The sequence below is a fragment of the Roseomonas sp. TF40 genome (genome assembly GCF_057219975.1).
This window is the reverse complement of the sequence record NZ_JBXVVR010000002.1, coordinates 50187-63330: the sequence shown is the minus strand read 5'-3', so window position 1 is coordinate 63330 and position 13144 is coordinate 50187. Positions and strand designations below refer to the sequence as shown.

At 72.0% G+C, this 13144-nt stretch carries 11 protein-coding genes; 4 read left to right on the top strand and 7 right to left on the bottom strand.

Annotated features, from left to right (window positions below; all coding sequences use genetic code 11):
• Positions 1-7: 7 nt before the first annotated feature.
• A complete protein-coding gene (locus AC2D9U_RS06400; protein ID WP_484747444.1) occupies positions 8-592 on the top strand; it encodes a thiamine pyrophosphate-dependent enzyme in 585 nt (194 codons plus the stop codon).
• Here AC2D9U_RS06400 and AC2D9U_RS06395 read toward each other — a convergent pair.
• From AC2D9U_RS06395 to AC2D9U_RS06375, 5 genes are all read right to left on the bottom strand, one after another.
• The gene (locus tag AC2D9U_RS06395; protein ID WP_484747443.1) at positions 576-2852 is read right to left on the bottom strand and encodes a xanthine dehydrogenase family protein molybdopterin-binding subunit; all 2277 of its coding nucleotides are present in this window, start codon (positions 2850-2852) and stop codon (positions 576-578) included. The two genes, AC2D9U_RS06400 and AC2D9U_RS06395, sit on opposite strands and share 17 nt — an antisense overlap.
• Complete coding sequence (locus AC2D9U_RS06390) at positions 2849-4324, bottom strand: tripartite tricarboxylate transporter permease (protein WP_484747442.1); 1476 nt, start codon at positions 4322-4324, stop codon at positions 2849-2851. The genes AC2D9U_RS06395 and AC2D9U_RS06390 overlap by 4 nt, the downstream gene beginning before the upstream one ends.
• The gene (locus AC2D9U_RS06385; protein ID WP_484747440.1) at positions 4324-4797 is read right to left on the bottom strand and encodes a tripartite tricarboxylate transporter TctB family protein; all 474 of its coding nucleotides are present in this window, start codon (positions 4795-4797) and stop codon (positions 4324-4326) included. Before AC2D9U_RS06385 ends, AC2D9U_RS06390 begins: the two co-directional genes overlap by 1 nt.
• Positions 4794-5741: a Bug family tripartite tricarboxylate transporter substrate binding protein gene (locus tag AC2D9U_RS06380; RefSeq protein ID WP_484747439.1), complete on the bottom strand. Its 948-nt coding sequence runs from the start codon at positions 5739-5741 to the stop codon at positions 4794-4796. The genes AC2D9U_RS06385 and AC2D9U_RS06380 overlap by 4 nt, the downstream gene beginning before the upstream one ends.
• A gap of 81 nt (positions 5742-5822) precedes the next feature.
• On the bottom strand, positions 5823-6815 hold the full coding sequence (locus tag AC2D9U_RS06375) for a substrate-binding domain-containing protein (RefSeq protein WP_484747437.1): 993 nt from the start codon (positions 6813-6815) through the stop codon (positions 5823-5825).
• A 113-nt stretch (positions 6816-6928) separates the two neighbouring features.
• On the opposite strand from AC2D9U_RS06375, the gene AC2D9U_RS06370 reads away from it, so the two are divergent.
• The gene (locus AC2D9U_RS06370) at positions 6929-8500 is read left to right on the top strand and encodes an amidohydrolase family protein (protein ID WP_484747436.1); all 1572 of its coding nucleotides are present in this window, start codon (positions 6929-6931) and stop codon (positions 8498-8500) included.
• A gap of 3 nt (positions 8501-8503) precedes the next feature.
• Here AC2D9U_RS06370 and AC2D9U_RS06365 read toward each other — a convergent pair whose 3' ends face one another.
• Complete coding sequence (locus AC2D9U_RS06365) at positions 8504-9481, bottom strand: tripartite tricarboxylate transporter substrate binding protein (RefSeq protein ID WP_484747435.1); 978 nt, start codon at positions 9479-9481, stop codon at positions 8504-8506.
• A 56-nt stretch (positions 9482-9537) separates the two neighbouring features.
• Positions 9538-10833 carry a phosphoribosylamine--glycine ligase gene (purD, locus tag AC2D9U_RS06360; protein ID WP_484747433.1) on the bottom strand — a complete coding sequence of 432 codons (1296 nt, stop codon included), beginning with the start codon at positions 10831-10833 and terminating at the stop codon, positions 9538-9540.
• Positions 10834-10880: 47 nt separating this feature from the next.
• Between purD and xseA the strand changes: the two genes are divergently transcribed.
• Both xseA and AC2D9U_RS06350 read left to right on the top strand, forming a co-directional pair.
• The gene (gene xseA / locus AC2D9U_RS06355) at positions 10881-12335 is read left to right on the top strand and encodes an exodeoxyribonuclease VII large subunit (RefSeq protein ID WP_484747432.1); all 1455 of its coding nucleotides are present in this window, start codon (positions 10881-10883) and stop codon (positions 12333-12335) included.
• Complete coding sequence (locus AC2D9U_RS06350; protein ID WP_484747430.1) at positions 12332-13141, top strand: M23 family metallopeptidase; 810 nt, start codon at positions 12332-12334, stop codon at positions 13139-13141. The genes xseA and AC2D9U_RS06350 overlap by 4 nt, the downstream gene beginning before the upstream one ends.
• Positions 13142-13144: the final 3 nt, after the last annotated feature.

Sequence of the window (13144 nt, the reverse complement as noted above, 5' to 3'; positions counted from 1 at the left end):
GATGACGATGAGCATGGAAGCCGCCTTCCGCGCGTTGATCGCAGCACGGCGCGAGGAGATCGTGATCCTCTCCGCCGGCAATGCCAGCGAGATGTGGTGGGGCCTGACCGGCGAGCGCGACAACGTCTTCTATCTCGAGGCCTCGATGTCGCTCGCCCCGCTCTTCGGCGCGGGCATCGCGATGGGCGTGCCGGGCCGCGATGTGTGGGTGCTGAACGGCGATGGCGCGCTGGTGATGAATCCCGGCACGCTGATGGTGGAGCGCGGGCTCGACCTGCCGAACCTCAAGCATTTCGTGGTGTCCAACCGCGCCTATGGCTCCACCTTCGATGCCGCGCTGCCGAATGCCGCGCGCAACGACTACCCGGCGATGGCGCGCGCGCTGGGCGTGGCGCGCACCGGGCAGTTCGAGACGGTGCAGGATCTGGTGGCCGGGCTGGAGGAGATCCGCGCGCCCGGCCACGGCCTGTGGGTGCTGGAGGTCGAGGCGCTGGGCCACAAGATCGAGGCCCCGCCCATCGACGGGCCGGAGATGAAGTTCCGTTTCGGCCGCTGGATGGAAGCGAATTGCGGGGTTACGATCTTCCGTTGATCGCGGCCCATAGCCGCGCCGGCGTCAGCGGCATGTCGAGCCGCGCCACGCCGAGCGGGCGCAGCGCATCCAGCGCGGCGTGCAGGATCGCGGGCGGGGCGGCAACGGGCCCGGCCTCGCCCACGCTCTTCGCGCCGATCGGGTTCAGCGCGGTCGGCGCGCCGGTCAGCGCGATCTCCAGCGCCGGCAGGTCATCGGCGCGCAGCGCGCGGTAGTCCATCAGGCTCGCCGTCAGCATCTGGCCTTCGGCATCGTGGTGCACATGCTCGCCGAGCGCCTGGCCGATGCCGAGCGCCACGCCGCCCTGCAACTGCCCCACCACGATGCGCGGCGACACCGCGCGGCCGACATCATGCACGCCGGTGTAGCGCGTCAGCCTCGCGACGCCCGTTTCGGGATCGATCTCGACCTCGGCGATGTGCACGCCGGCGGGGTAGGTGTAGTCGCGCGGGGCGAAGCGGGCTTCGGCATCCAGCCCGCCCTCGGCGGCCAGGGTCGCGAAGGCGACGCGCCGGTCCGTGCCGGTGACGAGGTAGTCGCTGCCTTCGCGCACCACATCGGCGGCATCGACCTCGAAGCGCGCGGCGGCGGCGGCGCGCGCCTTCTCCTCGACGGCAAGGGCGGCGAGATGCGCGGCGCTGCCGCCGACCGTCAGCGAACGGCAGGCGCCGGTGCCGTTGCCGGTCGCGATCGCATCGGTGTCGCCCTGCAGGAGCCGCACCTGCTCCGGCGCGAGGCCGAGTGCCGCGGCCACGAGGCGCGCATAGCTCGTCGCATGGCCCTGGCCGGAGGATTGCGTGCCGATCAGCAGGGTCACGGTGCCATCCGGGCCAACGCGCAACTCGGCTCCCTCGGCGAAGCCGAATCCGCAGGCCTCGACGCAGACGGAGATCCCGAAGCCGAGCCGTTTGCCACGCGACTCCGCGGCCACACGGCGCGCGGCGAAGCCATCACGATCGGCGGCGCGCAGGGCCTGGTCCAACATGGCGGGCAGGTCCATCGCATCATAGGTCGCGCCGGCGACCGTCTTCGTCGGAAGCGCCTCGGCAGGCAGCAGGTTGCGCGCGCGCAGCTCGGCGGGGTCGAGGCCGAGCCGGGTGGCGGCTTCCTCCATCAACCGCTCGACGACATAGAGGATCTCGGGCTGGCCGGCGCCGCGGAAGCTGCAGGTGGGCACGGCGTGGCTGTGAATGCCCTCGACCACCGCATGCGCAACCGGAAGGCGATAGCCACCGGCGAGGATCTTGAGCCCGTGCAGCGGCGGCACCACGCCGCGCGGCGCGAGATAGGCGCCCAGCCCCGCCAGCGAGTGCAGCCGCAGCGCGAGGATCTTGCCGCCTTCATCCAGCGCGAGCGCGGCCCGGTTCACCTGGTCGCGGCCTTGGATGTCGGCGAGGAAGCTCTCCGAGCGATCGGCCGCCCAGCGCACCGGCCGTTGCAGCTTCGCACTGGCCCAGAGCGTCACCACCTGCTCCGGATAGAGCACGTTCTTCACGCCGAAGCCGCCGCCGATCTGGCCGACCTGCACGCGCAGCCTGTCGCGCGGCCAGCCGAGCACGGCGTCGCAGAGCGTGTCGCGCAGGGGGTGCGGCTTGCCGGCGGGAGTCCAGAGCGCGTGGCGCCCCTCCGGCAGGGGCGTGGCCAGCGCGCCGCGCGGCTCCAGCGCCACGCCGGCCATGCGCGGGTTCTGCAGGGTGAGGTCCACCACATGCGCGGCCTGCGCGAAGGCCGCCTCCGTCGCCGCCGCATCGCCGAGCGTGATGGTGAAGGCGCGATTGCCCGCGCGTTCCGGCCAGACGAGCGGCGCGCCCGTGGCGGCGGCCTCGGCCGTGGTGGCAGCGGCGGGCAGGGGCTCCCAGGCCACCAGCAGCGCCTCCGCCCCGTCGCGCGCGGCGTGCGGTGTCTCGGCCAGCACGGCGGCCACGGCCTCACCCACGAAGCGCACCACATCCTGCGGCATGGCGGGTTGCGGCGCGGCGGCGCGCGGGTCGCCGATCGGCCAGTCCGCGGGCGCGCCGGGCGGGCGGACCTCCCAGGGAATTCCCTTGACGCCATCGGCAAGAAGATCGGCGCCGGTCAGCACCGCGACCACGCCGGGGATGGCGAGCGCGGCCGTGGCGTCGATGCCGAGGATGCGCGCATGGGCATGCGGCGCGCGATGGAACACCAGGTGCAGCGTGCCCGGCGGCGCCGGCGCATCCGCGAAGAAGCGCCCCGCGCCGGTGAGCAGCGGCAGATCCTCGAGCCGCGCGCCGCTCATCGCTTGCGCCGCAACTCGCCGAGGAATGTCCAACCGAGCAGCAGCACCGCACCCGCCAGCAGCCCCGCCGTGCCGGGCCGCGTGAGCATCGCCACCACGTCGCCGCCCGCGATGGTCAGCCCCTGGTGGAAGGAGGTCTCGGCCAGCGTGCCGAGCACAAGCCCGATCACCAGCGGCACCACCGGATAGCCGAAGCGCCGCGCGAGATAGCCGAGGATGCCGAAGAACAGCGCGAGGAAGACATCGAACAGCCGCTGGTCCTGCGCATAGACGCCGGCGAAGGAGATCACCAGGAAGACCGGCGCGAGGATCTCCGCCCGCACCAGCGTGACGCGGGCGAAGAGGTTGGTCATCAGCATGCCCATCGCCGCGAACATCAGCGCGCCGATCATCAGGCCGACGAAGAAGCCCCAGATCAGGTCGGGCTGCGTCGTGAACAGCATGGTGCCTGGCCGCAGCCCATGCACGGTGAGTGCGACCAGCAGCAGCGCCGAGGTCGCGCCCCCGGGAATGCCGAGCGTGAGCGCGGGCACGAGGCTCGCGCACACCGCGCTGTTGTTCGCCGCCTCGGGCGCGATCACGCCCTCTGGCGCGCCCTCGCCGAAGCGTTCGGGGGTGCGGGAGGATCGTTTCTCGATGGCGTAGGACAGGAAGCTCGCCGCCACGGCGCCCACGCCCGGCGTGATGCCGATGCCGATGCCCACCACGGTGGAGCGCACCAGCGCGACGGGGTAGCGGAAGGTGTCCACCAGCCCCTGCCAGACGCTGCCCGTGAGCGCGCCCATGCGCGCCACTGCCTCCCGCGTCACGATCCAGCCGATGATCTCGGAGATCGCGAAAAGCCCGACGGTGACGGGCACGAGGCCGATGCCCGACTGCAGTTCGAGGATGCCGAAGGCGAAGCGCGCCTCGCCCATCACGCTGTCCACGCCGACGAAGGAGAGGCACAGGCCGAGCGCCGCCATCATCACGCCCTTCACCGGCGCCTCGCGGCTCAGCATCGCGACCACGGCGAGGCCGAGCATGGCGAGCGCGAAATACTCCGCCGGGCTGAAGGCCTTTGCCAGCACCAGCAGCGGTTCCGTCAGCGCCATCACCGCGAGCATGCCGGCCAGCGCGCCGAACAGGCTGGCGCCGATGGACAGGCCGATGGCCACGCGCGCGCGGCCCTGGCGGGCCATCGGGTAGCCGTCGAAGCAGGTGGCGGCGGCGGTGGTCTCGCCCGGCACGTTGAGCAGGATGGAGGTGAAGGAGCCCGAGCAATTCGCCGCGGCCGAGATCGAGGCCAGCATCAGCAGCGCGGCCAGCGGTTCCATGGTGAAGGTGAAGGGGATCAGCAGCGCCATGGCGGTGATCGGCCCCAGCCCCGGGATCACGCCCACCCACATGCCGCCGATGGTGCCGAGCAGCATGAAGAGCAGATGCTCCCATTCCAGCGCCACGCGCAGGCCGAGCATCAGATTGTCGAGCATCACTCCTCCCCCTGGTCGAGCAGGCGCTCGATCAGCAGGCCGCGCGGCAGGCGCATGTCGAAGATCTCGACGAAGACGAGATCGACGGCGAGCAGCGTGCCGGCGCAGACGGCGAGCACGATGACCGGCCGCCGGTAGCCGAGCAGCCAGGGCAGCGCCAGCAGCACCGCGGCCGAGGCGATCCAGAAGCCGAAGGCCCAGAGCAGCACCGCATAGGCCACCGGCACGCCGAGCGAGAGGCCGGCGAGCCAAGCGGCATCCGCCCCGGCCGTCGCCGGATCCTCGGCACCCGCATCATGGCCGCGCAGCACCTGCACCAGGTTCACCAGCGCGGCGAGCCCGCCCACCACGCCGACCACGGCGGGGAACAGCCCCGCCACGCCCGGCGTGCGCAGCCCCTTCCACGCGACATAGGCCAGCACCACCAGCAGCAGCGCGGCGAAGGCCGCGCCGGGCAGACGGGTTCGGATCACGCCCTGAGTTCGTCGCGGAAGGCGGTGACCAGGGCGGTTTCGGCGCGCAGGATCTCGGTGATGCGTTCGGGCTCGAGCAGCACGGGGAATTCGCCCTGCCGTTCCAGGCGCGACACCAGCTCGGCCTCGCGGAAGGCCTCGCGGAAGGCGGTGGTCAGGGCGGCGCGGCGATCCGCCGGCACGGCCGCGCGGATCGAGCAGAAGAAGAGCTGGGCCACGAGCTGCACGTTCAGCCCCTGTTCCGCCACCGTCGGATGATCCGGCAGGGCGCGCGCGCGCGTGGGTTCGAAGACGCCGATGATGTGCAGATTGTCGAGCGCGCGCGAGCCCGAGGCCGGGCCGCCGATCGAGGCATCGATATGCCCGCCGATCACCTGCGCATAGGCCGCGCTGGAGCCGTTGAAATGCGCGATGTCGAAGGGGATGCCGAGGTCGCGGCGCATCGCCAGCAGCTGCAGGTGATGCGCGCCCCCGCGCCCGATGGAGCCGACCACGACGCGCCGGCGGCGGCACTCCGCCACGAAATCCGCCATGGTGCGGATCGGGCTGTTCTTCTGCACGTTGAGCTGCCCGCCGGTGGACTGCCAGCCATAGATCGGCGCGAAGTCGCGCGCCGTGTAGGGCACCTCGAACAGCGCGGTGTCCACCGACACGCCGGGGGCGACCTCGGTCATGATGGTGTAGCCATCGGGGCGGTTGGTGAAGAGCTTGGTGCGCGCCACGCGCCCGCCCGCGCCGGTGGCGTATTCGAGCTGCGACTTGAAGCCGCGCGCCTCCAGGAAGGGCTGGATCATGCGCGTGGTCACGTCGATGGAGCCGCCCGGCGACTGGTAGATCAGCCAGGTGAGGTCGCGCATCGGGAAGCGCCCCTGCGCGAGCGCGGGCGAGGCAAGCGCGGCGCCGGCCAGGCCGGCGAAGCCGCGACGGGTGAGGGACATGCTCATGGTGCTGCTACCTTCGGGTTGTTGCGAATCTCTCCGTGGCCGAGTGACGTGCCGGGCGTCTGCGCGCCCTTCTTCCGTGGTTCAGATCCGCGACATGTCGCGGGTGGCGGGGGCGAACATCTCGGCCGCATCCATGCGCCGGTCGGTCAGCCCCTGCTCATGCGCCCAGCGCACCATGGCATCGAGTTCGGGCTTGTTGGCCCCGAAGCCGTAGCGCCAGAGATCGGGGCCCATCACCGCTTCCGCGCGCTTCAGGTCATCGACCATCCAGGGCAGCATGACCGCCAGCGTGCCGACATGGCGCAGCTGCTGCAACGCCAGCGCGCGGGCTTCCTCGAAGGCCTTCTGCACGCTCGCCGCCAGCCAGGGGTGGCGTTCCACCAGCGAGCGGCGGATGCCGATCAGATGCATGATCGGGAAGAGACCGGTCTTGCGGTAATAGGCTTCCTCCGCCGTGCGGAAATCCGGAAAGAGCCGGCCGATATTCGGCGCGCCGCGCACGAAGCAGGAGGGCGCGCGCGCGGTGATCAGCGCGTCCAGCTCGCCCGCCTCGAGCATGCCCGAGAGCGTCTTGCCGGGGGGGATGGATTGCAGGTCGATATGCGGCGGCAGGGTGATGGGCGTGCGCTCGGTGCGGCCGGGCTGTTCCTGCCCGCCATTGCGCCAATGCACTTCCTCGGCCTTCACGCCGTATTCGTCGGAGAGCAGGCCGCGCGCCCAGACGCAGGCGGTCATCTGGTATTCCGGCAGGCCGATCCGCTTGCCGCGCAGATCCTCGGGCGAGCGGATGCCGCGATCGGTGCGGATGTAGAAGGCCGAGTGGCGGAAGACGCGCGAGACGAAGGCGGGAATGCCCAGGTAATGCGCGTCGCCGCGCGCCGTGGTCAGCAGGTGGCTGCTGCCCGACAGCTCCGTGATGTCGAAATCCTGGCTGCGGAAGGCGCGCGCGAAACATTCTTCCGGCTCCATCGGGAAGCTTTGCAGCTCCACCCCCTCGATCGCGATCCGCCCATCCATCAGGGGCTGGGTCCGGTCGTAGCTGCCGCAGGCGAAGGTGAGCTGAAGCTTGGGCATTGCGCGCGCGATTCTCCGAACGCCCCCGGGCTGGACCGGCGGGCGCGCCCATCACAAACTGGATCCGTGGATACGGCAAGGGCCGATCGCATCACGGCGGAAGGAATTGCGACATGGCTGAGGCCCCGACGGCGCTGCTGATCGAGGACGTGCTGGTCTATGATCACGATGGCGACACGGACCGCCCGGCCACCGCGGACATCCTCATCGCGGGCCAGCGGATCCTGGCGGTGGAGGCCGGGCTGGGCCGCGCCGCGCGGGCGAATGCCGATCACCCGCTGCGTGGCGTGGTGCAGCAGGCGCGGGTGATCCCGGGCGCGGGGCGGCTCGCCCTGCCGGGCTTCATGAACGCGCATTACCACTCGCACGACACGCTGATGAAGGGCGCCTTCGAGGCGATTCCGCTGGAGCTCTGGGGCCTCTACGCGCTGCCGCCCTCCTACCCCCGCCGGTCGCGGGAGGAGCTGGTGGCGCGCACGCTGATCGGCGCCGTCGAGTGCCTGTTCAGCGGCATCACCACCGTGCAGGACATGGACCGCATCCACCCCTATGACGAGGGCGACATGGCGGCGGTGCTGGCCGCCTATGACGAGATCGGCATCCGCTGCGTCTTTGCGCCGCACTTCACGGAAGTGAACCTGCTCGACGCCACGCCCTTCTGGCGGGAGACGATTCCGGCATCAGAGCAGTGGCGCATCTCGGGGCCCGCCGGGCCACTCTTTCCGCCGGGCGAGGACATCGTCGCGCGGCTGGTCGCGGCGCTGAAGCCGCATCGCGGGAAGTATGCGCGCATCACCTTCGGCCTCGGCCCCTCGGCGGCGGAGCGGCTCAAGCGCTCGACGCTCGAGAATCTCGCCGCCGCCAGCGCGGCGGAGGACCTGCCGGTCTACATCCACATCAATGAAAGCCGCGCCATGGCGCTGCACGGGCTGCTGCACCTGCAGGACCATGGCGGGTCGCAGGTGCGCTACCTGCAGGATTGCGGGCTGCTCGGCCCGCGCACCAGCCTCGCGCATTCCATCTGGCTGACGGATGAGGAGATCGCGCTGATCGGGCAGACCGGCACCAATGTCGCGCTCAACCCGGTGGGCAATCTCAAGACCCGCAGCGGCGTGGCGCGGTTCCGCGCGATGATCGAGGCGGGCATCAATATCGGCCTCGGCTGCGACAATTGCTCCTGCGGCGATGCGCAGAACATGTTCCAGGCGATGAAGATGTTCTGCGGCCTCGCGGCCATCTCGGACCCGATGCCCGGCCCGCCGCACGCCGCCGATGCGCTGCGCGCGGCCTGCTTCGGCGCGGCGCGGCCGGCCGGGCTGGAAGGGCAGCTGGGGCATCTGCGGCCCGGGATGCTGGCCGATCTGCTGCTGCTCGATCTGGATGATCCCTCCTTCCTGCCGCTCAACAGCGCGGCGCGGCAGGTGGTCTTCACCGAGGGCGGGCGCGGCGTGCGCACCGTGATCGTCGATGGCCGCGTGGTGCTGGAGGATGGCCGGCCGACGACGATCGACATGGGCTCGCTCGCGCGCACGGTGCATGCGCTGGCGAAGGATCTGCAGCGGGACGCGCGCGACGTGGCCACGCGCCTCGATCCTATTCGGGAAAACCTGCTGGAGGCGGTGCGGAAATCCTGGGAGGCGCCGATGCCGGTGCACCAGCATGTCGGCGCCCCCAGGCGGATCTAGGCGTTACAGCCGCAGCCCGAGCTTGCGGATCATCTCGCCTTCCTCGGCAAATTGCCGCCGCGCGAAGGCCGTGTATTCGGCCGGGCCGAGATGGAAGGGCGACATGTCGAAGCGTTCCAGCACCGCGATATGCGCCGGGTCGAACAGCGCCTCGCGGAAGGCGTCATGCAGCACGCGCACGACCTCGGGGCTCATCCCCTTCGGCCCGGCCAGGCCATAGGGGGAGGCCGAGACGATGTCGATGCCGCTTTCCTTCAGCGTCGGCGCGTCCGGGAAGCGCTTCGCGCGCTCCGCCCCCCAGGTGGCGAGCAGGCGCATCTGGCCGCCGCGCACCAACTCCGCCCAGCCCGAGGAATCCGAGCTGACCTGGATCTGCCCGCCGAGCAGCGCGGCGGCATTCTCCGCCCAGCCGCGGAAGGGCACATGCGTCCAGTCGATCCCGCCGCGCGCGAGCGCGATCTGCTCCATCGTGATGTGCAGCGAGGTGCCCACGCCCGGCGTGCCGTAGTTCACGCGCCCCGGATTCGCCTTCGCGTAGTCCAGCAGCTCGCCCATCGTGCGCCAGGGCGCATCGGCGCGCACCACCGTGCCGAAGAGGTAGCCGGTGACGTGGATGACGTAGGTGAAGTCCTCCAGCGGATTGAACAGCGGGCGCGCGGCCATCTGCGGGTGGCGGAAGACGCTGATCGGCATCTGCGAGAGCACATGGCCGTCATTGCGCTCGCTCAGCAATTGCTGCGCGCCCAGCACGCCGCCGGCACCGGGCTTGTTCTCGATGATCACCGGCTGGCCGAGGCGCCGCGCCGCCTGCTCGGCCAGGGCGCGCATCTGGATGTCGGTCGGCCCGCCGGCCGCCCAGGGCACGAGCAGCCGCACCGGCCGGTCCGGGAAGCGCGTCTGCGCGCGCAGCGCGGGTGTGGCGAGCAGCGAGGCGCCGAGGCCGAGGGCCAGGCGGCGGCCAGGACGGAAAACGGATGTCATGAGTCAGGTATCCTCCCCGCGCCTTGCCGGCCTTGCTGGCCGGTCTGCGCAAGGGCTCAGTCTGCCGTGCCCGCGCCGCGCGGCGCAAGCGCGCGCCAGCCGATATCGCGGCGGCAGAATCCCCCGGGCCAGTCGATCGCGTCCACCGCCGCATAGGCGGCGTCGCGCGCGGCCTGCAGCGTGGCGCCGGTGCCGCAGATCGCCAGCACGCGCCCGCCATTGGCGACCAGCGTGCCGTCGTCCCGCCGCGCCGTGCCGGCGTGGAAGATCCGCACGCCGGGCGTGGCTTCGGCGGCGGCGAGGCCACGAATCTCGCTGCCGCGGCGCGGCGTGCCGGGATAGCCCTCGGCCGCCATCACCACGACCAGGCTGTGCGCCGCCCGCCAGCGCAGCGCCACGCCCGCCAGATCGCCGCGCGCGGCAGCCAGCAGCGCGGGCAGCAGGTCATCGTCGAGCAGCGGCAGCAGCGTCTCGCATTCCGGGTCGCCGAAGCGGACGTTGTATTCGATCAGCTTCGGCCCCGTGGCGGTCAGCATCAGCCCGGCGAAGAGCACGCCGCGGAAGGGCGCGCCGCGGCGCTGCATCTCCGCGAGCGTGGGCAGGATGAAGCGGTCCATCACCTCGTCCCGCAGCGCGGGGGTGAAAGCGGGCGGCGGGGCATAGGCGCCCATGCCGCCGGTGTTGGGGCCGATGTCGCCCTCGCCCACGCGCTTGTGGTCCTGCGCGGCGCCGAGGGCGAGGGCGGTGGTGCCGTCGCAGAGCGCGAAGAAGCTGATCTCCTCGCCCAGCAGGCATTCCTCGATCACCACGGAGGCACCGGCCGCGCCATGCACGCGGCTTTCCATGATGTCGGCGATGGCGGACTCGGCCTCGGCGAGGGTGGCGGCGACGACCACGCCCTTGCCGGCGGCGAGGCCATCGGCCTTCACCACGATGGGCGCGCCCTTCGCGCGCACATATCGCCGCGCCGCATCGGCCGAGTCGAAGCGCGCCCAGGCGGCGGTGGGCACGCCGGCGGCATCCGCCACTTCCTTGCAGAAGGCCTTGCTGCCCTCCAGCCGCGCAGCCGCGGCACTCGGCCCGAAGCAGGCGATGCCGGCGGCCGCGCAGGCATCGGCGAGGCCGAGCGTCAGCGGCGCCTCGGGCCCCGCCACCACGAGGTCGATGGCGTTCTCGCGCGCGAAGGCGACCAGCGCGGCGATGTCCTCCGCCCCGATGGGCAGGCAGGTCGCGACCCGGGCGATGCCCGGATTGCCCGGCGCGCACCACAGCCGCGTGAGCAGGGGCGAGGCCGCGATCGCGGTGCAGAGCGCATCTTCGCGGCCACCGCCGCCCACCACCAGAACCCGCATCGGCAAGACCCCTTCGAAGTCGCCATCGGGTAGCATAGACTCACCCGATGGACACACCCGCCCCGCCCGCGTCGAACGTTCCCGAATACGCCGTCAGCGAGATCGCCGGCGCGGTGCGCCGCACGCTCGAAAGCAGCTTCGGCCGCATCCGCGTGCGGGGGGAGATCACCGAATGCAAGCGCTATCCCTCGGGCCACATCTACCTTTCGTTGAAGGATGAGAATGCGAAGCTCGAGGCCGTGGTCTGGAAGACCGCCGTCGCGCGCCTCGCGGTGAAGCCCGAGAACGGCGTGGAGGTGATCGCCACGGGCAAGATCACCACCTATGCCGATCGCTCGAAATACCAGCTTGTCATCGACCGGCTGGAATATGCCGGCGAGGGCGCGCTGCTCGCGCGGATCGAGGCGCTGCGTCGCAAGATGCTGGAGGAAGGGCTGTTCGAGGAGGGCCGGAAGAAGGCCCTGCCGATGCTGCCCCAGGTCATCGGCGTGGTGACCTCCGAGGCCGGTGCGGTGATCCAGGACATCCGCACCACCATCCTGCGCCGCTTCCCGCGCCGCATCCTGCTCTGGCCCGTGCCCGTCCAGGGCAAGGACGCCGCCGAGAAGATCGCTGCCGCCATCGAGGGCTTCGGCCGCCTGCCGCCCGAGGGCCCGATCCCGCGCCCCGACGTGCTGATCGTCGCGCGCGGCGGCGGCAGCCTGGAAGACCTGATGGCCTTCAACGAGGAGATCGTGGTGCGCGCCGCCGCCGCCTGCCCGATCCCGCTGATCTCCGCCGTGGGGCATGAGACGGACACGACGCTGATCGACTTCGCCGCCGATCGCCGCGCCCCCACCCCCACCGCCGCCGCCGAGATGGCCGTGCCCGCGCGCGCCGACCTGCTGGTGGACCTCGCCCAGCGCGAGGCGCGGCTGCGCGGCGCGGCGCTGCGCCGGGTGCGGGAGAGCCAGCGCGCGCTGCTGCTGCTGGAACGCCGCCTGCCCGACATTCCCGCCCGCGTCACCGATCTGCGTCGCCGCCTGGACGAGGCCGGGGAGGCCCTGCCCGGCGCCCTGGTGCGCTTCGTGCAGGGGCGGCGGGAGGCCCTCGCCCCGCTCGTTCCGCCCCACCCGCGGGAGGGCATCGCGGCGCGCCGCCACGCGCTGGCGTTGCTGGATGGCCGGCGCATCGCGCTGTTCGCGCGGGAGGTGCAGAAGCGCCGCGCCGCGCGGGCACTCGCGGCCTTCTCGCCCGCCCCGGTCGCGGCCCTGCTGCGGGAGAAGGCGGCGCGGCTCGCCGGGCTCTCGGCGCGGCTCGAAGCCGGCTCCTACCAGGCGGTGCTGGCGCGCGGCTTCGCCCTGGTGCGCGACGCGGAGGGCCAGCCCCTGACCCGGGCCGCGGCCGTGGCGCCGGGCGCGAAGCTCTCCATCGCCTTCGCCGATGGCGCCGTCGTCGCGACGGCGGAGGGCGAGAGGCGCCCGCGCAAACCCACGCCGCCAGCGCAGGAGACCTTGCTGTGATCGCGCGACGCCTCCTGCTTGCTGCCCCCGCCCTTCTGCTGGCCCGCCAGGCCAGCGCGGCGACGCTCGATGTCGCCCCCACCCAAGGCGCGCTGCTGCGCGGCCAGGTTCCGCCGGGCGCGCGCGTGGCGCTGGATGGGCGCAACCTGCGCGTCTCACCCGAGGGGCGCTTCGCCTTCGGCTTCGGGCGCGACCATGGCGCCGCCGCCACCCTCACCACCACCCATCCCGGCGGGCGGGTCGAGACGCAGGCGCTGACCGTCGCGCGGCGGCAATGGGATGTGCAGGCCATCTCCGGCCTGCCCCCCGCCCAGGTGACGCCCGATGCCGAGGCGCTGCGCCGCATAAATGCCGAGCGCGAGCGGCTGGGCCAGGCGCGCGCCGCGGACAGCGCGCTGCCGCATTTCGCCGAAGCCCTGGTGTGGCCAGCAAGAGGTCGCATCAGCGGCATCTTCGGCAGCCAGCGCGTGCTGAACGGCCAGCCGCGCCAGCCGCATTACGGGCTGGACGTCGCCGCCCCCGTGGGCACGCCGATCCAGGCGAGCCTCGCGGGCCGCGTGACGCTCTCGGGCGATTTCTTCTTCTTCGGGCAGATCCTGGTGATCGACCACGGGCATGGGGTGAACACGCTCTACGCCCATCTCAGCCAGCGGCTTGTGGCGGAAGGCGAGAGCGTGGCGAGCGGCCAGCGCATCGCGCTGATGGGGGCCACGGGCCGTGTCACGGGCCCGCACCTGCATTTCTCGCTGAGCTGGTATCAGGTCTGGCTCGACCCGCAGCCGCTGCTGCCGCGCGACCAGGGATAGGCC